Origin of the sequence: Streptomyces sp. NPDC002680, from assembly GCF_042889145.1 — a bacterium.
Classification (GTDB): domain Bacteria; phylum Actinomycetota; class Actinomycetes; order Streptomycetales; family Streptomycetaceae; genus Streptomyces; species Streptomyces adonidis.
This window is the reverse complement of sequence record NZ_JBIAQP010000023.1, coordinates 154,591-177,651: the sequence shown is the minus strand read 5'-3', so window position 1 is coordinate 177,651 and position 23,061 is coordinate 154,591. Positions and strand designations below refer to the sequence as shown.

The window sequence follows — 23,061 nt, the reverse complement described above, 5'->3', positions numbered from 1 at the left end:
TGCCGCAGATTCTGTGACGGTTCTGTGGCGTTTCGCTAGATCAACTGTGCGGATGTGATGATCGCCACGGTGCGTAACATCTTGTAATGGTTAGTGATGGGCGGAGTGCGACCTACCCGAGGTATCGGAATGCGTCGCCTCTTGGTGATCTACTACTCAATTCTTAACTTCCCTTTACAAATGCCGCTCGAATCAGGGAAGTTGACGACGTTTCAGGGCGATTTGGCGCCATGAATGTCGCACCGCAGGACAGTTGTCGGCGGGCCGGGTCAGCCACCAGTACGGGCCCCGCCATTGGCCTGCTCAATCCGCGCCCGTCTTCGCAATGCGTGACGACAGCCGACCCATTGGGCCATCATCGGCGAGCCCGGTCGTGCCCTGTCGCGCGCCCGGTTCCAAGGGGGAAGGGAAACTCGCCCGATGACGCGCACCAGGCGCCGTATGCCCGGAAGTCGGACCACCGCCGCCATACTCACCGCGACCCTCGCCGCCACCGGCGTCGTCTTCGTGAGCCTCGGTCTGGACGATGCCGACTCAGTCGGTGAGGCGCAAAGCGGCCGGAACCCGCAGCCGGTCTCCGAGGCCACGGCGATCGCCCGCGCCTCGGAAACGGGGAAGCCTGTCGAGGTCACTGCACTGCGCACGGCGCGCTCCAGCACCTGGGCCCGGCCCGACGGCCGCATGGCCAAACAGCTGTACTCCTCGCCGATCCGGGCCAAGGTCGGAGGTGAGTGGAAGCCCATCGACTACGACCTGCATCGCACCAAGGCCGGTTGGGAACCCGAGGCCACCAACACGCGGATCGTGTTCTCGGCCGGTTCCGACACTGCCGAGGCACGCGGGCAGGAGCGCTCCACACGCAGTACCGCCCGCCGGGTCTCACTGCTCAAGGGCGCCAAGGAGGCGACCACAGCCGCAGCCGACGAGGCGGCGACTCCCCTGGTCACTCTGACGGTTGAGGGGGGCTACGAAATCCAGCTCACCTGGCCTGGCCCCGTTCCCACCCCGATCATCGATGGCTCCCGGGCCCTGTACCCGGAGATCTTCCCCGGAGCCGATCTTGTCCTCACCGCCGAGGACGACGGCTTCGCCCAGCTCATCGTTCTGAAGAACCGCGCGGCAGCCGCCGATCCACACGCCCAGCAACTCTCGTACGGCATCAGCGCCCCGGACCTGACCTTCCGCCTGGATCCGATCACCGGCATCCTCACCGCCGAGAACGCCTACTCCTCCGAAGTCGCCATGTCGCCCACCCCCCTGATGTGGGACAGCAGCGGCGCACCGGCCGTTACGGACGGCAGTGTGGGTGCCACCGCGCAGCCGACCGCGTCCGAGTCTCCCGTCCCCACCGACGGGACCGGCGCCACGCCCAGCGACAGCGCCAGTGCGACGGAGGAAGCGCTGATCGAGTCGGACGAGCAGACGGACGCCGACCCTGAGGACCTGCCGTCGGCCTCCGACGGCCCCGCACCGACTCAGTCGGAGTCCCCGCTGCCGTCCGCACCGGCCGAGCCGACCCCCGCCCCCTCGCAGACCGGCTCGGCTGCCACGCTCAGCCTGCCTTCCCTCGACGGTCCGTCCCCCGACTCGCTCGGCGAGCTGGTCGAGGCCGATCTGTCCGGGGCGAACTGGCTTCTCACACCCGATCAGGATTTCCTCGCCGACCCGGCCACCACCTACCCGGTCTTCGTTGACCCGTCGGTGAAGAAGCACACCCAGAACTGGACCACGGCCTACAGTCGTCACCCCAACGCGACCTTTTACAACGGCAAGGGCTTCAACAAGGGCGGAACGCACGAGGCGCGCGTCGGCTTCGAGTCCGACACCTGGGGTACCTCACGCTCGTACTTCAACATCGCCTTCGACAAGGACCTGAAGGGGACGAAGATCGAGAGTGCGAAGCTGCGTGTCCTGGAGACGTACTCCTGGTCCTGCAGCGCTCGCGCGATGAGTGTGCACCTCACTGGCGAGATCAACTCCCATACCAACTGGAAGAACGCGCCCCGGCTGCACGATGGCAACAAGTTCGCGACCAAGAGCTTCGCGCACGGCTACAAGTCCGGTTGCCGGGACGCATACGAGACGTTCGACGTGCGCAAGGCAGCACAACAGCGTGCTGACAAGGGCGAGGACACCATCACCTTCGGCATGCGAGCGAGCGACGAGCACTCCCAGTACGCGTGGAAGAAATTCCAGGCCAACGGCGACAACGCGCCCGTACTGGAACTCGTCTACAACCGCAGGCCGACCGCCCCCGACGCCCTCGACCTCGGTCCCGACGCCAAGTGCACCACCACCAAGCCGTACGTCCGCATGGGCGCCGGGAGCCTGACCTTCACCGCCAGGGCGTCTGACAAGGACAAGAACCTCGACTACCTCGACTTCGACCTGTGGCCGCACGGAAAGTGGGGCACCACGGGCGACATGCTCGGCTCCACGGGCACGGTGTCAGCCGGCGCCGACAAGGAAAGGGCGCTACGCACCACCAGTGCCTTCCCGACCAGCAGACTGACCAACGGCACCCTCTACTCGTGGCGAGTGCGGGCCTTCGACGACGCCGGCACTTCCTCCAGCTTCTCGCCGGCCAAGACGCCGTGCCGCTTCATTCTCGACCTCTCGGCGCCCAAGCCGCCCAAGGTGAGCTCCACCGACTTCCCCAATGCCGACGGCAATGAGAACGGCTTCGGCAACAGCGCCGAGGACGCGAACTGGAGCACCAAGAAATTCGGCACACCCGGCGCCTTCACTGTGCGCGCCCTCAACACGGACGTCGTGCGGTACGAGTACGGGTTCAACTCGCCCAGCTATGCGTTCACTCTCAACCGCGCTGCCGGTACCGCCGTCACAGTCAGCGCGACCCTCGCGAACGCCAAGCCTCCGGCCGCAGGTCCGAACGTGCTGTACATCCGTACGGTTGACGGCGCGGGCAACGTCTCCGATCCGACGAAGTACCTCTTCTACGTCACACCACGGGACCAGGCCGACGCGCCTGGGGACTTCACCGGGGACAAGCTCGCCGACATGATGGTCGTCACCGGGGCCGGCAACCTGGGGCTGTATCCCTCCCAGGCCACCGCCACCGACCTCACCCAGAGCATCGGCGACCTCGTCGACTACTCGATGCCAGGCGCCTACCGGGACAACCCGGACAAGGATCCCAACGGCGATGACCTACCGCCGTTCGTCCAGGCTCCCGACGGCCACTTCAAGGGCGCCTTGATCACCCACAACGGTGACATCTACGGCGGCGACGGCCTCCAGGACCTCGTCGTGCGGCTCGGCACGAGGCTGTGGGTCTACCCGGGCGACGGCTACGGCGCCGTCAACATCGACAAGCGCCGCGAGATCCTCCTACCGGAAGGCGCGCCGAGCCCGTCGACCCTGACCCAGATCGTGTCTGCGGGCTTTGCCACCGAGTTCGGACACACCGACTTCGTTGGCACCATCGGGGACCAGTTGTGGGCGTTCACCGGCTACCACGGGGCGACTGTCGACGGGACGGTCCGGCTTTCGACATCGGGCTGGACCAACCGGGACATCGTCATCGCCCGGGACATCAGCGGTGACGGCATCACCGACCTCCTCTTCCGGGACAACAACACGGGCAAGCTTTGGCTCCGCAAGGGTGTCGCCGCTGCCACCGGCGGAGTCGATCTGACCTCGCTGGGCAAGGAAGGCACCGACACCGAGTACGGCGCGGCAGGCTGGGGCAACACCAACATGCTGCACCTGATGGGCACGCCCGACATCAACGGCGACTCGGTCCCCGACATCTGGGCAGTGCGCTCCGACGGCACCGTACGGGTCTACTCGGGCGGTAGGACGAGTGTCGTGGCGGGCTCCGGCAAGGAGGTCATAGGCGCGGCGCCCTGGTGGCAGAACCGGATCGCCGTCGGATGACCGGCTAGCACGGCGCGAGTACGTCGTCGAGGGCCCCGTTTCCGCAGGAGACGGGGCCCTCGGGGGTGCCGGGCACACGATCGGGTGACGTGGCGTGGAGGGGACACCTCTGTTCCTCCCGGCCTACGATGATGGCCTCGGCACCAGCCCAACAGGAGGCACCTGATGTCCGCAACAGCTGTCGAGCAGCCTCACGGCGAACGTCCGCTGATCGCGGAGGCGAACCGTCTCATGGAGCGCAATCCGGGCTACCGCGTCGAGATCATCGGAGGCCTGATCCTCGTGTCCCCGCCCCCGGACGTCCCCCACGCCCGCGCTCTGGCCAGGCTCACGCACCCGTTCATCGCAGCCGGCATCGACGGAAGCGAGACCGAGGTGCTCCAAGGCGTCGGCCTGTGGTTGCCCAGCGGCACCGAGGACTACGCCATCCCTGATCTCGTCGTCGTCGACGCCGACATCGAAGAGCACTACGTCGAGAACAACTGCTACGAGCCGGTGGCTTTCCAACTCGTCCTGGAAGTCACCTCCAGCAACTGGAAAGCCGACCTGCAGACCAAGGTCGCCGCCTACGCCGGTGCCAAGGTGCCCGTCTACGTCGTCGTCGACCGCAAGCACCAGCGCCTCCACGTGCTCACCAACCCCGAGGGCAACACGTACACCACGCACCGCATCCACGCCCCCGGCGAAATCGTCACCCTCCCCGACTCGATCGGTGCCAAGGTCAGCCTCGACGTGGCGGAAATCCTCGAAGCCGGTCAATCGAAGCGAACTCCCTGATCACACCGGTCGCCGCACATGCCTCCCAGGATTCCGCCGACCATCCCCTTACCCTGACGCCATGTCAGATGACGAGTCGTACGAACTGCTCGGTTTCGACAACGTGCTGCTGCCCGTCGGTGATCTCGCCGAGGCGGTCGCCTTCTACGAGCGTGCCGGGTTCGGTATCACCGCCCGGCTCGACGAGGCCGGGATCGCCGTACTGAGGGTCGGTCCCGAGACCCCGGGCCTGCTGCTGCGTGTCGAGGAGGCGCTCGGACACCGGCCGCCCCCGTGGGCCTCGCCCCGGATCTGGCTGGAAGTGCCTGACGCGAAGGCGGCGGCCCGTGCCATGGCCGCGGCCGGCATCACCCCGCTCGACGCCCCACTCTCCGTCGCCACCGGCTGGACCGTCGAGATCGCCGACCCCTGGGGCAACGTCATCGGCTTCACGGACTACCGGAAGCGGCCGGAGTTGGGGCGGTCATGAGGTCATGACGGGGACGGGCGCCAGCTGTTGATCGTCGTCAGGTCGATGTCGATGCCGAAGGGCGCGGACACCTTCAGGCGGTCGTGGAAGATGCCGGTGAGGCAGTAGGCCTTGGTGGCCGGGTCCAGTTCGTAGACGTACACGACCGGGAGACCCTTGTCGCCGTCCTCCTCGACCCGCCAGAAGTGCGGCACCCCGGCTGCCGCGTACTTACGGGGCTTGACCTCCCGGTCGCGTTGCAGGGTGTCGGCGGCAACGACCTCGACGACCAGGAGGATGTCCGTCGCCTCGTACCAGGTCTGGTCCGGGCCGGTGTTCGCCGTCTCCGGGAAGACCATGACGTCCGGTTCGGGGCGGTTCTTGGCGTCCAGCTTGACGGTCATCCGCGACAGGACGTCGAGGCTGTCCGGAGCCTGCCGCAAGAGAGCGTGCTCCAGCAGACGCAGCGCGCGGGAATGGAACCGTGTCTGCGGGCTGATGAAGACGAGGCTCCCGTCGAGCAGTTCCGTGTGCGACGGGAGACCCGGGATGCGGTCGAGGTCGTCGGCGGTCCAGCCTTCCGGGGGCGGGATCGGCCAGCGGTACGGGAGTTCGGCGTCGAACCACCACTCCCGCTCCCCCCTCTCTTCGGGTGCAGCGCCCACAACCCCTCCTTCCCCATGACCCGGTCCCGTCATCGGTTCAACGCGACCAGCCCGCCCCAGTTACTACTTGAACGTGTTCAAAAACAGGTCTACAGTCTCCCCCGTAAGCACTTTTGAACGCGTTCAAGTCGTTCGGATCGTGCAAGGAACACGGGGACAAGGACGAAGAGACATGGACCTCACAGTCGTCGCATACGTCATCTATCTGCTGGTCAGCGTCGCGCTGACCGTCTGGGTCGCGCGGACTCTCAGCAGCAACGGGCGGGTCTTTCTCGCCGATGTGCTGCGTGGGAACGAGAAGCTCGCCGATGCCGTCAACCATCTGCTCGTGGTCGGGTTCTATCTCGTCAACCTCGGGTTCGTCGCCCTCTATCTGAGCGGGGACGGGGACATCGGCAGCACCCGGGAGGTCTTCGAGGCCCTCTCGACCAAGCTCGGGGTCGTGCTGCTCGTCCTCGGTGTCATGCACCTCGCCAACGTGTTCGTGCTCAGCAAGATCCGGCGGCGGGGTGTCATGGAGCGGGAGCAGGTGCCGCCCGTCGCGCCGCAGGGGTGGGTCGCTCCCACCGCCGGGGCGTGAGCACCATGAGCCATCCGGACGCGGTGGGGTCGGGGGACACCATCGCCCGCGCGGACCGGCACGCCACGGGGGGCGTGCCGGTCCGCCGGCTCACCGTCCTGTACGACGCCGACTGCGAGTTGTGCGTCTTCGTGCGGGAGTGGCTCGCGCGGCAGTCGCAGTTGGTGCCGTTGGTGCTCGTTCCGGCTGGGTCCGAGCGGGCTCGGGCGCTCTTTCCCACCCTCGACCACTCCGCCACCCTCGCCGACATCACCGTCGTCGGGGACTCGGGGCAGGTCTACCGGGGCGCCGGTGCCTGGGTTGTGGTGCTCTGGGCCCTGCGTGAGCACCGAGCGCTCGCTCATCGGCTCAGCACCCCGGCCGGGGCCCGCGTCGCCAAGGCCGCCGCTCTGGCCGCCGCCAAGTGGCGCGGGGCGCAAGGGGGTGACCACAGGCGTGGTCGGCGTACGTACCAGCGGCCCGACGGATGGTCGTACGATCCCAGCCTCGGGTGGATCCACAGCCCGCCCGGCTGTGACAGCGGCTCCTGCTCCACTGGTTAGGCTCCTTTCCGTGCCAGCAGCAGCGAAAGACAGCCCCAGTCCTAGCCCCAGCCCCAGTCCCAAGAGCGAGCAGACCCGTGCGCTCATCCTGGAGACGGCCATGCGGCTGTTCAAGGAGCGCGGGTACGAGAAGACGACCATGCGGGCCATCGCTCAGGAGGCCGGAGTCTCCGTCGGCAACGCCTACTACTACTTCGCCGGCAAGGAGCACCTGATCCAGGGCTTCTACGACCAGCTCGCCCGGGAGTACCAGGTGGCCGCTCGGGAAGTCCTGGACAGGGAGACCGAGTTGGAGGCCCGGCTCGCCGGGGTGCACCGGGCCTGGCTCGATGTCGCCGCTCCCTACCATGAGTTCGCCGTGCAGTTCTTCAAGACCGCCGCCGATCCGAACAGCCCCCTCAGCCCGTTCTCCGCCGAGTCGGAGCACGCGCGCGTGCAGGCCATCGAGGTGCACAGGGAGGTGCTCGCCGGGTCCAAGGCCAAGGTGCCCGAGGAACTCAAGGACGTACTGCCCGAGTTGATGTGGCTGTCCCAGATGGGCATGGTCATGTACTGGATCTACGACCGTACGGAGGGCCGGGAGCGCACCTACCGGCTCGCCGGACGCGGTGCCCGGCTCACCGCCCGCGGTGTCACCCTGGCCCGGTTCCGGGTGCTGCGCCCGCTCGTCCGCGAAGTCCACGACCTGTTCAGCGACTTCCTGCCCGGGATGACCAACGCCCTTCCCGAGGAGACCGGGAAGGGCGCTTCGGCCACGGAGGGCTGATTCTCAGTTCACCGTGTCCATCTCGTCCTCCGACGTCTCCGACGTCTCCGTCAGCTCCACGTCGTACACCAGCGGACCGTCCTCCACCGTCACCTGGCGGGCCCGGGAGCCGTACGACGGTTCCGTCGCCGACAGCAGATACGCGCCCGGGGCCGGGACGGAGAGGATGTACGAGCCGTCCGCCAGGGAGGTGACCCGGTCCAGTTGGCGTCCGCCCTTGGTGAGGAGGGACACCGCCGCGCCCTCGACCGGCGCACCCTCCGCGTCACGGACGAAACCGTGGACCACCGAGGCGCCGCCCGCCGACCCGGCGGGTTCCCCGGTCTCCGGGGCCTCCTCCTTCGGCTCCACCGCCAGATGCGGCAGGCGCTTCTCCAGGCCCGCCGGCAGCCACCAGTTGGAGTTGCCGAGCAGATGCATCGCGGCCGGCACCAGGGCCGTACGGAGGATGAACGCGTCCAGCGCCACCGCCGCCGCGAGGCCGATGCCCGCCATCGCGCCCTCCATGTCGCCGCTCAGGACGAAGGCGCTGAACACGCAGATCATGATCAGGGCCGCGCAGTTGATGACCCTGCTTGTTTCGGCGAGGCCTACTCGGACCGCCCTCGCGTTGTCCTTCGTATGCACCCATTCCTCGTGCATACGGCTCACCAGGAACACCTGGTAGTCCATCGAGAGGCCGAAGAGCAGGGACAGCATGATTACCGGGAGGAACGCCGTGATCGGGCCCTCCTTTCCTATCCCCAGCAGCTCCGTGCCCCAGCCCCACTGGAAGATCGCGACCAGCACGCCGAACGAGGCCGCCGCCGCTATCAGGTTCATCAGTGCTGCTGTGAGAGGGACTACCAGGGAGCGGAATGCCACCAGGAGCAACAAGAAGCCCAGCGAGATGATCGCCGCCACGAAGTACGGCAGGCGGTCGCCCGTCACCGCCGCGAAGTCCTTGAAGATCGCCGTCACTCCGCCTACGTGGGCCTCCGCGCCCGACGCCGGGATGACCTCGTCGCGCAGGCGGTCGATCAGCTGGTCCGTCTGTTCCGACTGGGGTGAGGTCGTCGGGACGACCTGGATCACCGTGATCCCCTGGGACGGCGGCAGCGCCGCCGCCTGTGCCACGCCCTCCGTCGTACGGATCGTCGAGACGAGCGCGTTCGCGTCGCCCTCCGCGACCACCACCTGGAGCGGTCCGTTGAAGCCGGGGCCGAAGCCCTCCGCGAGCAGGTCGTACGCCTGACGGGTGGTCGTCGACTCCTGGTGGTTGCCCTGGTCGGTCGCGCCGAGGCGGATCGAGAGGACGGGGAGGGCCAGGATCAGCATCGCCAGCAGGGCCATTGCCGCTGTCGAGCGCGGGCGCCTTTCCACGTACGACGACCAGCGCGCCGCCAGCCCGCTCGCCTCGGCCGGTTCCGGGCCCGTCGCGGCCAGCTTGCGGCGCTGCCTGCGGCTGAGGACGCGCATGCCGAGCATGCCGAGGAGGGCCGGGAGGAGGGTTGTGGCGGCAAGGACGCTCAGGACCACCGTGAGGGAGGTCGCGATGACCACGCCGTCCAGGAAGCGCATGTTCATCACGAGCATGCCGGCGAGCGCGATGCACACCGTGCCGCCCGCGAACAGCACGGCGCGGCCCGAGGTGTTGAGAGCCGTGACCGCCGCCTCCTCGGGCTTCATGCCGCGCAGGATGCCCCGGCGGTGCCGGGTGACGATGAACAGGGCGTAGTCGATACCGACGCCCAGGCCGATCAACGAGCCGAGCAGCGGGGCGACTTCGGGGACGTCGGTGACATGGCTGAGGAGGGACGTCGCCATCAGGCCGGAGCCGAGGGCCGCGATCGCGACGACCAGCGGCAGCAGCATCGCGAAGAGGGAGCCGAAGGCGAGGAACAGGACGACCGCCGCGGCGAGGATGCCGACCATCTCGGCGATGCCGGTGGGCGGTTCCTGCGTCCTGGTGATGGCCTGGCCGCCCAACTCGACCTGGAGTCCGTCGCGTTCGGCGGACTGAGCCGTGTCGACGACGTCCTCGACCGTCTTCTTGGGTACGCCGTTCGCCTGCTCGGTGAAGGTGATCTGGGCGTAGGCGATCCGCCCGTTCTCACTGATCTGGGCGGCGCCGGTGCCGTCTGCGGCGTACGGGCTGGTGACCTCGCCGACGCCCGCCATCTTCCCGATCTCCGCCAGCTTCGGCTCGATCCGGGAGCGTACCGACTCGTCTCGTACCGAGCCCTCGTCGACCTTCCACACCACCGTGTCGGTGTCGCCCGCGCTCTGCGGGAAGGCCTTCTCCATCAGGTCGTACGCGCGGGTGGAGTCCGTGTTGGGGAGGGAGAACGTGTTCGCGTAGTCCGTGCCCGCGGCGGAGCCCGCGAAGCCCAGTCCGAACACGGCCCCCACCCATATCAACAGGACCACCAGCCGGTGCCGATAGCACCACCGTGCCAATGCCGCCACGCTCAACAGCCCCTCACTCATGAGTAGTTGATTCGGTCGGTCCCCCAGGTCCTGGCAACAGAATTGGGGGCGGAGGCCGGTGTGGACATGAGGCGGCCATGACTCTCAAGGAACTCCAAAGCACGAACGGGGGACGGCTGTCAGTGGGCCCGCCGATACTGGGGGCATGACAGCTCCGGGGACAGGTACCGGCACCGTGCTGGTGGTGGAGGACGAACCGAGCATCGCGGACGTTCTCGCGATCGCCCTGCGCTACCACCGCTTCGAGGTGATGATCGCGGGCACCGTCCGCGAGGCGCTCACGCTCGCCGAGCGCACCCGCCCGGACGTCGCCCTGCTCGACATCATGCTGCCGGACGGCGACGGCCGGGCCCTCGGGCGTGAACTGCGCTCCCGCAGGCCCGAGTTGGCCCTCGTCTTCCTGACCGCGCGGGACGCGCCGGGTGAGATCGTCGGCGCCCTGGGCTTCGGCGACGACTACATCACCAAGCCGTTCAACATCGACGAGGTGGTCGCACGGATCACCGCCGTGCTGCGGCGGACCCGGCCCGTCGACGTGCTGCCGCAGCGGCCTCCGCTGCGGTACGGCGATCTGGAGCTGGACGAGTCGACGTACAGCGTGCACCGCGCGGGCGGCACGGTCGAGCTGACGCCCACGGAGTACGCGCTGCTGCGGTTCCTGGTCCGCAACGGCGGGCGGATCGTGCCGAAGGAGCAACTCCTGCGGCACGTCTGGCAGTACGAGCACACGCCTCCCGAGTCGACCGTCGTCGAGACGTACATCAGCTATCTGCGGCGCAAGCTCGACGCGCTCGGCCCGCCGGTGATCACCACCCGGCGCGGTGTCGGGTACGGGCTGGCATGAGCCTCTTCGGGATCGGGGTGGGGTGGGGGCGTGCCTTCGGGCCTGGCTGGAGCCGCACGTTCCACTGCAAGCGCGGGATCCACTCCCTGCGCGTGAAGCTCACGCTGGCCAATGTGGCGCTGCTCGCGCTCGGCATCGTCGTCGCGAGCGGGGTGAGCGTGATGGGGATGCGGCTGTATCTGCTGGACAGCGTCGACACCCAGTTGATGAGTACGCGGGACTCGATCGGGGGCTCGCGGGTCACGTTGGAGCAGATCGACTCGCTCACCGCGTTCGCCGCGCTGACCGACAGGTATCGGTCGGCCTCCGGGGATGGTGGCGGGGGCGGCAGCGGTTCGTCCGGGGTCGGGTCCTCCAACGCCGACTCTCTTGTGTCCGACGGCATCTTCGTGGTCATCGGCACCGGCGGGCGGCCCATGACCGTCGCCGGGTTCGCGCCCACCGACGATCAGCGGGCCCTCGTCGCCGCCGTGTCCGACCCCGACGCCCTCGCCGGCGACGACGCCCCGCACGACATCCGGGTGCGGCACGCCCCGTACCGGGTCACCGCCGCGCATCTCGCCGACGGTTCGACCGTGCTCCTGGCCACCTCGACGGACGCCCTGCACGACGTTCTCGGCAAGGCGCTCAAGCTCGATCTCGCCGTCGGGACGCTGCTGCTCGCGCTGCTCGCCGTGCTGACGATGTTCAGCGTGAGCCGGCGGATGGCGCCCCTGGAGGACATGGTCGAGACGTCGACGGCCATCGCGGAGGGTGATCTGACCCGGCGGGTGCCGTCCAGTCGGGAGGCCACCCTTGAGGTCGAGCAGTTGCGGGTCGCCCTCAACACCATGCTCCACCAGGTCGAGTCGGCGTACCGCACGCGCGAGCGCAGCGCGGCCCAGTTGCGGCGGTTCGTCGCCGACGCGTCGCATGAGCTGCGTACGCCGTTGTCCGCGATACGGGGCTATCTCCAGCTGTACGACAAGGGGATGCTGACGGATCCGGTGGAGCGGCGGCGGGCGTGGGACCGGATGAACGGTGAGGCGGATCGGATGGGGCGGCTGGTGGACGAGCTGCTGACGCTTGCTCGGCTCGATCAGCGGCCCGAGCTGCGGTTGCGGAATGTGGATCTGAGCCGGTTGGTGCGGGATGTGGCGGAGGATCTGCGGGTGCAGGAGCCGGAGCGGCCGGTCAGTGTGTCCGCGGAGGGGGCGTTGCTGGTGCGGGCGGATGAGTCGGGGTTGCGGCAGGTGTTGGGGAATCTGGTAGGGAATGTGCGGACGCATACGGCTGGGGATGTGGCTGTGCGGTTGGGGGTTGAGCGGGTGGGTGGGGTTGTGCGGGTGTGTGTTGCGGATGAGGGGCCGGGGGTGGCGGAGGAGGATGCGGGGCGGATTTTTGATCGGTTCTTTCGGGCGGGGGGTGGGGCTGGGAGTGGGTTGGGGTTGGCGATCGTGCAGGGGGTTGTTCTTGCGCATGGGGGGTCTGTGGATGTGCGGACCGCGCCTGGGGAGGGGTTGGCTGTGACGGTTACTTTGCCTGAGCGGGGGGTTTGCTGAGGGGCGGGTGTTGGGTGCGGGTGCGTTGTGGTTTTTTGCGCAGTTCCCCGCGCCCCTTAATCGGACCGGCTTTCGTCTGCGGGTGCGTTGTGGCTGGTCGCGCAGTTCCCCGCGCCCCTGAAAGGCTCCCCTGCGTGGTGTCGTGTCAGATCCAGCCCAGGCTCCAGAGGCGGAAGACTCCCGTGCCGTCCGAGAGGTACTGGCCGCCGCCTACGTCCTCGCTGCTGACTACGTACTCCTTGCGTTGCCACAGGGGGATGACCGGCACGTCCTGGGCTATCTGTTGCTGGAGTGTGCGGAAGTCCTGGGCGGCTCGGGTGCGGTCGGCGTACTGGCGGCTGTCCAGGATCAGCTGGTCCACCGTCTTGCTGCCGTAGCCGTTCTTCATGCTGTTGCCGGTGCCGACGAGGGGGCCGGTGAAGGTGTCCGGGTCGGGGAAGTCGGCGACCCAGCCTACGGCGTAGGCGTCCAGTTTTCCGGCCGCGTAGCGCTTCTGGTAGTCGGTCCACTCGTAGCCCTTGACGGTGACCTTGAACAGGCCGCCCGTCTCCAACTGCCTTTTGAGCAGGGCGGCTTCCTCTGCGGCGGCGCCGCGTCCCTCGGCGTAGCCGTAGGTGAAGCGGACCGGGAGTTCCACGCCGGCCTCGGTGAGCAGGGCGCGGGCCTGGGTGACGCTGGGCCGGGGGTAGGAGTCGAAGAACGAGGTGGTGTGGCCGGTGATGCCCGCCGGGATCAGTGAGTAGAGGGGGTCGGCCGTGCCCTCGTACACCGTGCTGACGAGTTCCTCCCGGTTGACCAGCCAGGCCAGGGCGCGGCGGACGAGCGGGTCGTGGAGGGGGGAATTCGTACGGACGTTGAGGATCAGGTTGCGGGTTTCCGCGCTGTCGTCCTCTATGACGCGTTGGCCCGGGTCGCTGGGCGAGAGGCCGGCGAGGACCTTGGGCGGCAGCTGGCGGGTGGCGACGTCGATGCTCTTGGCCTTCCAGGCCTTGTCGAGGGCCGCCGGGTCGGCGTAGTAGCGCAGGAGGACGGGCCGGCCGGTGTTCTTCACGGCACCCTTGTAGCCGCCGTTGGGTTCGAGGACGGCCTGCTTCTCCTTCGTGTACGACTTCAGGACGTACGGCCCGGTGCCGTCGGCGCCGGTGTCGGTGCGCAGGCCGTTCTCCGGGTAGCGCTCGCGGTCGACGATCGCACCGGCCCCGGTGGCCACCTTGAACGGGAAGGTGGCGTCGGGCGAGTTGAGGTGGAAGGTGACCGTCAGGTCCTTGGCGTCGACCGAGCGGAGGGTGCCGAGCAGGGAGGCGGGGCCCACGTCGGAGTTGATGCGCTTGACGCGCTCGAAGGAGAACTTCACGTCCTCGGCGGTCATCTTCCGGCCGCTCGGGAAGGTGAGGTCGTCGCGCAGGACACAGACGTAGGTGCGCAGGCCGGAGCCCTTGAAGGAGCAGTTCTTCGCCGCGTCCGGGACGGGGGTGGCCCCGCTCGGCTGATAGGTCAGCAGTGTCTGGAAGACGTTGCTGAACAGGGCCCAGGAGCCGGCGTCGTAGGCACCGGCCGGGTCGAGGGAGGTCACGGCGTCGGTGGTGCCGACGGTGATCGTCCTGCCGTTGTCCTCGCCGTCCGGCATCAGCTGCCAGGCGACCGCGCCCGTGGCGGCGACGATGAGAAACGCCGCGAGAATCCGTATGCGTACCGAGCGCATCGGTGTGCCCTCCCCAGGACCCCTGCACAGGTCACTCCCCTGTGGTGTTGATCACCTAACCACAGGTGTTTCGGGTGGGGGAAGGGACTTCTTGCGAGATGGGAAAGACGTTACCGACGGCTTGTTACCAATGGGAAAACCCGTGTGGGGCAAGGCAGTTGCGCCTTGCCCCACACGGGGTGTGTCCCTCACGGAGAATCCGTCACGACAGCTGTCGCCGGCGTTCCTCGATCAGCGTCCGGTACTCGGCGTACCAGGGCTCCTGCCCGGACCGCTCGCGCAGCCGACGGGCCTCGCGGACCTCCTGTTCCTTGCGCCACCCCGACCACAGCGCCCACAGGGCCGCCGCGCCGACCAGGTACCGCAGCCAGGACTCCGGCACCAGCAGGGCACCGGCCAGTGCGAGCGCCCCGCCGGCGGCGTAACCGAGGACGAGTCCCCGCGTGTACGCCGTCACCGACGGGCGGTCGGCGATCTCAGAACCGATCTCCGAGTAGAGCCAGGCGTCCCGCCCGAGGATCCGGGCGGCGACGACGCCGGTGACCGGCAGGATCAGGGTCTCGATCACCGTGACCGGCCGGACGGCGGAGTCCGGCAGGAACCAGACCGCCACGGCGACGCCCACGCACAGGGCCACATGGACCCGGGGCTTCAGGACCCGCGTGCCCTCGATCAGCCTGTCGGCCGCCGCGAGTCGCGCGAGGGGAGACGGACTCTCCGTCATGCTCGGTGCCTCCTCACATCACTTGTTGGCCGGGAGATCTACTTGTTGGCCGGGTAGATCATCATCAGCGGGTAGTAGCAGACCCAGCAGCCGCCGTGCCAGATGCCGACGGTGATCCGGACACCCTTGCCCCTGAGCTTCGCCGCGTTCTTGATGACGTTGCCGAGCTTCTCCATTCCCCAGCCCAGCGCTTCCGCGGCGACCCGCAGCAGCTTGATGGCCCAGTGGGAGGGAGCCATGTTGAGGTAGTTGGCCAGGACGTCCAGCATCTTGCCGCCGCGGATCAGGGCCTTGCCCAGCTTCTTGGCCTTGTCGTCCCTCAGGTACCAGGACTTCTTCTTGTACCACTCGCGCCCGTCGAGGTCGTACGCCATGACCGGGTCGACCGGGTAGCCGTAGTGGTTCGGCGAACCGTAGACGACCGGGTCGGTCTGCAGGAAGCGGCCCGTGGCCGGGTCGTAGACCCGCGCGCCCATCAGGGTGTAGCCGCTGAGGGTGCTGGTCCGGCGCTGGTAGGCGCCGAGCCAGCCCTGCGCGGTGAGCGCGGTGGCCTGCGGGTTGCCGTACTCGTCGTAGTGCTGGACCGTGGCGGCCACCGTGGTGTCCAGCGGCTGCTGGACGACCACGTCACCGTGGATGTTGGTGAGCTGGAGGACCGTGTTCCCGGTCGCCGACGTGGTGGCACCGAGGTCGCCCGCGATGTCGCGGAGGCTGCGGCTGACGGTGTCGGCGGTCTTGGTCCAGGTGGGGCTGTCGCAGTCGCAGCCGTAGTGGCTGGTCGTACTGGCGCCGACGGTCCAGGTCCCGTCGGTGGCCTGGGTCTGGGCGGTCTGGACGGCGAGGCGTCCGGCGGCGTCCAGGGCCCAGGAGTTGCGGCTGGTGCCGACGGTCTCGGTGGCGACCAGGTCGTTGGTGAAGTACGACAGGGTCGTGGCACCGCTGGTGGTGGTGCGGCCGAACGCGTCGTACACATAACCGGAGTTGACCAGCCGGTCGGCGCTGTCGTAGGCGTACGACGTGGTCGCCGTGGTGGCGTCGTCGGTCGTGGCGCTGTCGCAGTCGTCCGAAGTGGCCGTCAGGGCCGTGCGGTTGCTGTTCGCGTCGAAGGTGTAGGCGCGGGTGGCGCAGCCGCCGGTCGTGGTGTCGGCGGCCTTGGTGAGGCGGCCGGCACTGTCGTAGGTGTAGTCGGTCTGGGTGGTCGAGCCGTCGGTCTGGGTGTGGCCCGCCTGGCGGCCGGTCACCGTGTAGCCGGCGGTGTCGGAGGCGACGGTGGTGCCGTCGGCGGTGGCGTACTCGCGGCCGGTCTCCTCGCCGGCCGGGTCGGTGCTGACGGTGAGGGTGTGGTCGCCGGGCAGGGTCTGCGTGGCGAGGGTGCCGTCGGCGTCGTAGGTGGCGGTGAAGGTGCCCGCGACCGAGTCGGTCATGGTCGTGGCGGTACCGGTGGTGCCGTACGCCCAGGTCACCGTCGACGGGGCCGAGTCGGTGATCTGTACCGGCCGGTCCAGGGCGTCGTACGAGGTGGTGGAGGTGTTGCCCGCGCCGTCGGCGTAGGTCAGCACACGGCCCAGGCTGTCGTACGTGTAGGCGATGGTCTGGCCGTTCGCGGTCTGCGAGGCCTGACGCCCGTTGGCGGTGTTGTACGTGTAGGTGGTGGCCGGCGTGCCGGTGCCGACGCCGCCGGTGACCGCGGTCGCGGTGACGCGGCCCGCGCTGTCGACCGTGTTGGTGGTCGTGCGGGTCACGCTGTTGGCGGTCTCGGCCTTGGTCGCGACCTGGCCCCAGCGGTCGTACGTGTAGACGGTGGTGACCGCCTCGGTCGGGTTGGTGCCGCCACCGGTGATCGTGGCGGCGGGAGCGGTCTTGCAGAGCAGGCCGGTGGAGACGGCGGAGACACAGGTGCCGCTGCCGGTGGCCGTGTAGTAGGTGTACGCCAGCGTGCCCGCGTCCGAACCGGTCGAGCCCGTGGTGCGGGTGGTGGCCACCCGGCCCGCCGAGTCGAAGGTCGTCACGAGGTTCGCGGTGTCGTCACCGGTGACCGTCTTCTCCTGGCCGGTGGTCCAGTCGTAGGTGGTGGTCGTGGTGCCGGTGTCGGCGTCGGTGGCGTAGCCCGGGATCGCCGCGCCGGTCACGGCGGAGGTGACCAGGCCGGAGACCTCGGCGCCGCTGGGCCGGTTCTCGTCGTAGGTGTACGAGGTGTGCGTGCGGGCCGGGATCACGGTGCCCGCCGCCAGGGTCGACTCGGCGGTGGAACCGGTGAGTTCCTTGGTGAGCGTGACCTCGTGCAGCGGACCGAACTCGTCGGTGAGCTGCTCGCCGTCGGCCGAGTACCGCAGTTCGGTGGCCAGCAGCTGGGCACGGTCGGCGGTCGACAGTCCGTCGAGGCCGAGCGCGGCCAGCTTGTCGGCGGCACCGGTGGCGGTGCCGAGCGCCAACGCGCGGTTGGCGGCGGTCAGTTCGGCGACCGTGTTGCCGTAGTCGTCGTGCTCGGTGGTGGTGATGAAGCCACCGGGCCGGGCGGTGTTGGTCTCCTGGCCGTTGGCGTTGATGTACGTGACGGTGGCTCGCGAGTACGAGGTGGCCGTCAGGTCGCCGCCGGTGTTGGAGGTGGGGACGGAGTCCGCCGGGAAGACGGCGGTCGCGTCGGTCGGTGCCTCGTCCTGTGCCCAGGTGGCGGCCGTGGTGGCGTCCAGCTGGTACGGAGCCGTGGTGCCGGAGAGCGGCACGTCGTAGACGACGGTGGTGGCCGCCGTACCGGACGTGGTGCTCGCGGTACCGGGCGTCAGGGCGGCGCGGGAGGCCTTGAGCAGCATGCCCGTGCCCGAGGTCAGCGCGGAACCGGCCTTGCCGTAGGTGAACGTCCAGGGCAGCTCGCCGGGCTTGGTGTACGTGACGACGCGGCCGTCCGAGTCGTAGGTGTACGTCGTCTTCAGCGCGGTGGTGATGCGCGGGTCCCAGGCCTGGGCGAGCCGGCCGGAGCTGTCGTACGTGTAGGACTCGACCGTCTCGGCGGTCGCGGCGGAGGCGCCGGGGCTGGTGGCCCACAGCTTGATCGCCTTGACCTGGCCGGTGTAGTCGCCGACGGCGCTGGAGGTAGCCGTGGTGGCCGTCGCGTAGACGTACTCCAGGACGCGGCAGCCCTTGGTGGCCGGGGTAGCCTGGCAGGTGGCGGCCGTGGCCGCGCCGGTCGCGGAGATCACGTACTTCGGACGGGCCAGCGTGCTGCTGCCCGAGGTGACCGTCTCGGAGGCGACGGTGACGGTGGAGTCGTCGACCGCCGTCGCCGAGGAGGACAGGGTCCAGGTCGCCACGCCGGTCGCCGCCTTGGCGAACACCGTGGTGCCGCCGTCGGTGTCGGTCAGCGTGAAGGCGGTCCCGGACAGGGTGCCCGTCAGGGTGAGGAACTCGGCGCCGGTCTCCGGCTGCCAGCCACCACCGCTGGTCGCGGTGAAGGCGACCGAGCTGCCGTCCGCGCTCAGCAGTTCCACCGAGGTGTCGGAGGTCTTGCGGAGCTGGGTGAAGTCGGTGCCGACGGCGTCGACCGACGAGGTCCAGCCGGTACCGAAGATCTGCGCCTGGCCCTCACTGTCGGTGCTGTTGGCCCGCGAGGAGTAGGTGCGCTCGACGCTCGCCTCGAACTCGGAGGCGTCCGTGGCCGACAGCGTGAAGTCACCGGTGAGCTGGTTGACCTGGCCCGGACCGACCTGGGCGGCGGGCGCGGTACCGGCGTCGCGGTCGAGCGTGACGTCGACGGTCTGCGAGTACCCGGTGGTGGTGCCGTCGGTGAAGGCGGCGCGCAGCTGGATGACACCGTCCTCGGCGAGCGAGGAGACCGTGTTCCAGACCAGCTTGGTGGCGGTGCCGCCGGTCACGGCGACCGGCCAGGCGGAGACGGCGGAGCCGGAGGCGGTCACGTCACCGACCGGCACGGTGTGCCAGGAGTCGGTCTCGCCGCGCCGGTACTGCCAGGTGGCGCCCGTGTAGGAGGTGAGGCCCTTGGCGGACAGCGTCAGCCGGCGGGCGGTGGTGTCACCGGCGGCCGGGGAGAGGATGGCCGCGCCGTCGGCGCCGACACCGAACGAGTAAGCGGTGGTCGCCGTCGAGAGGTTGCCGCCGGAGTCGATGGTCCGCGCGTACAGCGTGTGCCAGCCGTTGGCCGGGTTGATGCTGATGGTCTGCGCGTCGCCGCCGGTGCCGTTGGCGGTGTCGAGCTTCTTGTTGGGCAGGGACGAGTCGTCCAGGCCCCACTGGAAGCCGGCGCCGTCGGTGGAGGTCGTGTCGAGCGTGCAGGACACGGCGGCGGAGGCCTTCGCGGTCCAGCCGTTCTCGGTGTACGTGTCACAGCTGACGGTCGGCGCGACCGGCTTGGCCGTGTTCAGCACGAACGTCGTGTAGCCGGTCCAGGAGCCGTAGTCGGTCCCGTCGTACGCCCGCACGCGGTAGCGCAGATGCGAACCGGCCGGGAAGGCGCTGGCCGAGGGGATCGTGAACGGCACCTGCGACCCGGAGGCCACCGAGACGGACGCACCGGTGTACGTGTACGTGGTGTCGGCGTACGTCGGGTCGGGGGTGATCTCGAACTGGGCCTTGGTCTTCGACCCGTCCGGGTCGGTCACCTTGGCGGACAGGGTCGGGGTGAGCGAGGTGACGTACCGCTTGCCGTTGTAGGCATTGACCTGCGAGGGCGCGATCGCGGCCGAACTCGGCACCGCCGGGTAGGAGTTGTACGTCACGGTCAGGTGCGGCTCGGTCGAGCCGTCGCCGGAGACGTAGTTGGCGGAGCGGTAGCGGCGCCAGGTGGTGGAGTCGGTCTCCGAGGCGCCCGCGATCCGCACACCCTGGTTGGTGGAACCGTCCGCCCACGCCTGCACGATGGCGTCGATGTCGAAGTTGACCGTGCCGGCCGGGCAGGAGTCGCTGTAGCCCTTGGCCGCCGTGCTGGTGACCGCGCCGGTCGCGGTGGTGGCCGGCTGATCCGCCCAGGTGATGTCGGCCGAGGTCCAGGTCCCGGTGATCCGCCGCACCTGCGTACCCGCGCCCGACGTGTCGCACGTCGAGGAGTAGTACGAGTACAGGGCCAGGTTGGTGTCGGTGATGTGCTTGCCCTTGAAGGGCGACACGTCGAACTTCATGTAGGCGCGGGCCTTGGTGGTCCCCGCGTCGTACGTGCCCGACTTCAGCTCCGTGGAGGAGATCTGGGAGTCGGTGTAGTTCGTCGCCACCCAGGTGTCGGTGGTGACGGCGAGCGTGGTGGTCGGGTCGACCGTGACCGGGTAGGTCAGCTTGTTCTCGGTGAAGTAGCCGGCGTCCGGGGTCAGCACGAGGGTCTGCGAGCCGTCCTCGGCCGTCTCGACCTTCGTCGCGACCCTGGCCTGATACTTCGACTCGCCGGACTTACGGTCCTTCGAGGAGTCCCACATCATCGGCGCGGGCGCCTCGGCGACCAGCTTGCCGGCCTTGTCCTTCAGCAGCAGGTGCCCTGATTCGGCCACCGACAGGACAAGTCCCTTGAGCCGCATCGGTATTCGGTACTCCAGCGGCCCCTCGGGCGCCTTCTCCAGAACCACGTTCTGGCTGAAGCCCTGCGACAGCGCCGTGACCGTCAGGGTCTCGCCGTCACCGAGGTCGTAGGAGGCGGTGTCGTCCTTCACCGACGGCGTCGGAAGCTTCGACTCCCAGCCCATCCCGAACGACCTGGCGCCCTTGGTCACCGACGCCAGCGCGGTGTCCCCGCCGTCGGAGAGCGCGATGTCCGCCGCCGCCACCTCCGGCTCCAGGGCGCTGCCCCCGTCGGACAGGGCGGTGTCGATGTTGCGCCACACCCCGTCGACCTGCTGCCGGATCGGCGCCGCGTACGTCGACGTCTGCATCTGCCCGTTCGGCAGCGCGTACGTCGTCGAACTGGCCGAACGCTCCGACAGCACCTCGATCTTGCGGCCCTGCGTACGGGCCATCAGCAGCGCCGCCGCGGCCGAATCCGCCGACGACGCGGCCGACTTGGCGGACTTCGCGGCCGCCGATGTCACCTGCGACGCGGTGGCGGAGTCCGCGGCAGCGAAGGCCTGCCCGGTCCCCAGCGACACCAGCGCCGCCTCGGCCGCCAGCACGGCGGCGACGGCGAGCGCGGTGCGTCTCGGCGATATGCCCGCGGCTCTCGCCTTTCCCCGTTGTCTAAGTCTCAACACAGCTCCTGTGATCACCCCATGACGCCTGGTGCGCCATGAGTGGACGTGATCAAAGCAGCAGCTTGTGAAGGAACCTCCACGAGTCGATCAGATGTCGCTCACGGTTACCCTCAGATCTCCCTCAATACCCTTGACTGGAAAACGATCACCAAGTTTCGGCCACGCGGAATTTTCCGCTCCACTGTGCCCAACCTGTGGGCCGATTCCGGCGAATGGGACGCCTCGGCGCCAACTCTCCTCGACCCGGGGTCGATGGACGGACCGCCACCAGGGTTCCATCCACCCGATTTCTTTACCGACCCGTGACCTTCACTGGCGGTGATCAGGCCTGCGCGGACGCCAGTTCCACCACGGTGATGTCCGACGGCGCCCCCACCCGCGTGGGCGGACCCCAGGCGCCGGCGCCCCGGGAGACGTACAACTGCGTGTCCCCGTACCGCTCCAGGCCCGCGAGGGTCGGATTGGCGAGGTCGGCGATGAAGTTGCCGGGCCACAGCTGGCCGCCGTGGGTGTGGCCGGAGAGCTGGAGGTCGACGCCGTGGTCGACGGCGTCGTGGATCTGCACCGGCTGGTGGGCCAGCAGCACGCTCGCCCGTGAGGTGTCCCGGTCGCCGAGCGCCTTGGCGAAGTCGGGACCCTGGCCCTCGCTCTCACCGGCCACGTCGTTCACACCCGCGAGGTCGAAGGCGGGCAGTTCGACACGCGTGTTCTCCAGCGGGCGCAGCCCGAGCCGCCGGACCTCCTCGACCCACTCCTCGGCGCCGGAGAAGTACTCGTGGTTCCCGGTCACGAAGAACGCCCCGTGGCGTGCCCGGAGTTGGGCGAGGGGCGCGGCGGCCGGGCCGAGGTTCTTCACACTGCCGTCGACGAGGTCGCCGACGACCGCGATCAGATCGGGCTGCGTGGAGTTGATCGTGTCGACGACCTTCTGCGCGAACCCCCGCCCGAGGACGGGCCCGAGGTGGATGTCGCTGACGACGGCGATCCTGAACCCGTGGGCGCCGCGCGGGAGCTTGGCCAGCGGCACGGTGACCCGCTTCACGCGGGGGCCGCGTACGACGCCGTAGGTGCCGTATCCGACGGTCCCGACGGCTGCTGTAGCCGCGGCTCCGGCGACGACCCGGGAGACGAAGAGACGGCGGGAGGGGGCGGCGAGGAGACGGGGGCCGGCGCTCGGGTCGGGGGCCGGGTCCGGAGTCTCTGTCCCACCCGGCGGTACGGTCTCCGACTTCCGGAGCGGTACGGGGGGCGCCGCGGGTGCCTCGGCCGGGCGGCGCCGTTCCAGGAACCGTCGCAGCAGTGGCCGTACGGCCTCGCCCGCGATCAGGGCCAGGCCCAGGTAGATGAACAGGGCCAGCCACAGGAAGCCGGGCCAGGCCAGCGTCTGCTGGAGCCAGAAGGGCGCGCCGCCGCGCTCGGCGACGAGGGCCCCGATCATCAGGACCGGCCAGGCGACGAACGCCACCGTGCCGATACGGCGGGCGAGGCCGGGACCGGCGGTCGTGTCGCGCACCAGGCGGCGCCAGACGTACCAGTGCAGGCCGACCAGGGCGGCGACCACGGCGAGCAGGAAAACGATGACCATGCGGGGGTGTCTCCCGTTGTTCCCGTTGTGAGGTCCGGTGTTGCGAGATCGGGTGCGTCGAGTGCTAGGAGATCGGGCGTTACGAGGTCTGGCGCAAAGCGCGCAGTCCGCGCAACCCGATGCCGCCGACGATCGTCCCCAATACGAAGGAGACGACCGCGAGCACCAGATGCACCCAGAAGTACGCCGTCGGCGTGCCCGCGTCGTCGAACGCGAGCCCGCTGCCGTCCTTGACCAGATTCTTGATGAAAGTGACCCAGATGACCCAGCTCCACACCCCGAAGGCGAGCAGGAACCAGGAGAGGGGGCGGCTGAGCTTCATGGGTCCAGTATCGC

The 23,061-nt window shown here is 69.0% G+C and carries 15 protein-coding genes; 8 read left to right on the top strand and 7 right to left on the bottom strand.

What is annotated here, in order from left to right; translation table 11 throughout:
• Positions 1–420 precede the first annotated feature (420 nt).
• The 3 genes from ACFYXF_RS44110 to ACFYXF_RS44100 all read left to right on the top strand — a co-directional run bounded on the left by ACFYXF_RS44110 (position 421) and on the right by ACFYXF_RS44100 (position 5,146).
• A complete protein-coding gene (locus ACFYXF_RS44110; RefSeq protein WP_389358528.1) occupies positions 421–3,900 on the top strand; it encodes a DNRLRE domain-containing protein in 3,480 nt (1,159 codons plus the stop codon).
• A 165-nt stretch (positions 3,901–4,065) separates the two neighbouring features.
• Entirely contained in the window at positions 4,066–4,677 is a 612-nt protein-coding gene (locus ACFYXF_RS44105; RefSeq protein ID WP_389358526.1) for a Uma2 family endonuclease, read from the top strand.
• 61 nt (positions 4,678–4,738) lie between these two features.
• Positions 4,739–5,146 (top strand): VOC family protein, encoded by a 408-nt coding sequence (locus tag ACFYXF_RS44100; protein ID WP_389358524.1) that lies wholly within the window; start codon positions 4,739–4,741, stop codon positions 5,144–5,146.
• A gap of 2 nt (positions 5,147–5,148) precedes the next feature.
• On the opposite strand, the gene ACFYXF_RS44095 is transcribed toward ACFYXF_RS44100, so the two are convergent.
• Positions 5,149–5,790, bottom strand: a complete 642-nt coding sequence (locus ACFYXF_RS44095) for a Uma2 family endonuclease (RefSeq protein WP_389358522.1) — start codon at positions 5,788–5,790, stop codon at positions 5,149–5,151.
• A gap of 172 nt (positions 5,791–5,962) precedes the next feature.
• Between ACFYXF_RS44095 and ACFYXF_RS44090 the strand changes: the two genes are divergently transcribed.
• From ACFYXF_RS44090 to ACFYXF_RS44080, 3 genes are read left to right on the top strand one after another with little or no spacing between them, the layout of a single operon-like run.
• Positions 5,963–6,370 carry a hypothetical protein gene (locus ACFYXF_RS44090; RefSeq protein ID WP_369036784.1) on the top strand — a complete coding sequence of 136 codons (408 nt, stop codon included), beginning with the start codon at positions 5,963–5,965 and terminating at the stop codon, positions 6,368–6,370.
• A gap of 5 nt (positions 6,371–6,375) precedes the next feature.
• On the top strand, positions 6,376–6,912 hold the full coding sequence (locus ACFYXF_RS44085; RefSeq protein ID WP_389358655.1) for a thiol-disulfide oxidoreductase DCC family protein: 537 nt from the start codon (positions 6,376–6,378) through the stop codon (positions 6,910–6,912).
• 10 nt (positions 6,913–6,922) lie between these two features.
• Entirely contained in the window at positions 6,923–7,678 is a 756-nt protein-coding gene (locus tag ACFYXF_RS44080; RefSeq protein WP_389358520.1) for a TetR/AcrR family transcriptional regulator, read from the top strand.
• A gap of 3 nt (positions 7,679–7,681) precedes the next feature.
• On the opposite strand, the gene ACFYXF_RS44075 is transcribed toward ACFYXF_RS44080, so the two are convergent.
• Positions 7,682–10,147, bottom strand: coding sequence for an MMPL family transporter (locus tag ACFYXF_RS44075; protein WP_389358518.1), 2,466 nt, complete (start codon positions 10,145–10,147; stop codon positions 7,682–7,684).
• A gap of 145 nt (positions 10,148–10,292) precedes the next feature.
• Here ACFYXF_RS44075 and ACFYXF_RS44070 point away from each other — a divergent pair, with 145 nt between their 5' ends.
• Positions 10,293–10,991 carry a response regulator transcription factor gene (locus ACFYXF_RS44070; protein WP_389358516.1) on the top strand — a complete coding sequence of 233 codons (699 nt, stop codon included), beginning with the start codon at positions 10,293–10,295 and terminating at the stop codon, positions 10,989–10,991.
• Positions 10,988–12,532, top strand: a complete 1,545-nt coding sequence (locus ACFYXF_RS44065) for an ATP-binding protein (RefSeq protein ID WP_389358514.1) — start codon at positions 10,988–10,990, stop codon at positions 12,530–12,532. Before ACFYXF_RS44070 ends, ACFYXF_RS44065 begins: the two co-directional genes overlap by 4 nt.
• Positions 12,533–12,677: 145 nt before the next feature.
• On the opposite strand, the gene ACFYXF_RS44060 is transcribed toward ACFYXF_RS44065, so the two are convergent.
• The 5 genes from ACFYXF_RS44060 to ACFYXF_RS44040 all read right to left on the bottom strand — a co-directional run bounded on the left by ACFYXF_RS44060 (position 12,678) and on the right by ACFYXF_RS44040 (position 23,047).
• Positions 12,678–14,234 carry an ABC transporter substrate-binding protein gene (locus ACFYXF_RS44060; protein WP_389358512.1) on the bottom strand — a complete coding sequence of 519 codons (1,557 nt, stop codon included), beginning with the start codon at positions 14,232–14,234 and terminating at the stop codon, positions 12,678–12,680.
• Between the two features lie 202 nt (positions 14,235–14,436).
• On the bottom strand, positions 14,437–14,958 hold the full coding sequence (locus ACFYXF_RS44055; protein WP_389358510.1) for a hypothetical protein: 522 nt from the start codon (positions 14,956–14,958) through the stop codon (positions 14,437–14,439).
• 38 nt (positions 14,959–14,996) lie between these two features.
• Positions 14,997–21,137: a DNRLRE domain-containing protein gene (locus ACFYXF_RS44050; RefSeq protein ID WP_389358508.1), complete on the bottom strand. Its 6,141-nt coding sequence runs from the start codon at positions 21,135–21,137 to the stop codon at positions 14,997–14,999.
• A gap of 325 nt (positions 21,138–21,462) precedes the next feature.
• Entirely contained in the window at positions 21,463–22,725 is a 1,263-nt protein-coding gene (locus ACFYXF_RS44045) for a metallophosphoesterase (protein WP_389358506.1), read from the bottom strand.
• A gap of 79 nt (positions 22,726–22,804) precedes the next feature.
• Positions 22,805–23,047 (bottom strand): SCO4848 family membrane protein, encoded by a 243-nt coding sequence (locus ACFYXF_RS44040; protein ID WP_369036776.1) that lies wholly within the window; start codon positions 23,045–23,047, stop codon positions 22,805–22,807.
• Between the last annotated feature and the right edge of the window lie 14 nt (positions 23,048–23,061).